Below are 243 nucleotides of genomic sequence, written 5' to 3'. Positions count from 1 at the left end.
AACACAGACCCCACCCCACACCGGTGGGGTTTGTGCGTTTACGCGAAGAGGAATTTACCTTATAGGTGAAAGCTGTGGTGTGGGAACGATCAAGCAAGCCTTGACATCGAGCGGTTGTTCCCTCATAATCGTCAGTTCTCTGCGGAGGGGTGCCCGAGTGGCTAAAGGGGGCAGACTGTAAATCTGTTGGCTTACGCCTACGTTGGTTCGAATCCAACCTCCTCCACCAGAAAATGCAAGCTG

1 tRNA gene is annotated in these 243 nt (G+C 53.1%); it reads left to right on the top strand.

The window, feature by feature from the left end:
• The first annotated feature begins 143 nt into the window (after nt 1-143).
• A tRNA-Tyr gene (locus tag SB751_RS34395) sits at nt 144-229 on the top strand.
• Nucleotides 230-243: the final 14 nt, after the last annotated feature.

Source organism: Cupriavidus sp. SIMBA_020, assembly GCF_046535395.1.
GTDB lineage: Bacteria > Pseudomonadota > Gammaproteobacteria > Burkholderiales > Burkholderiaceae > Cupriavidus > Cupriavidus campinensis.
This window is presented reverse-complemented; position numbering and strand designations above follow the sequence as displayed.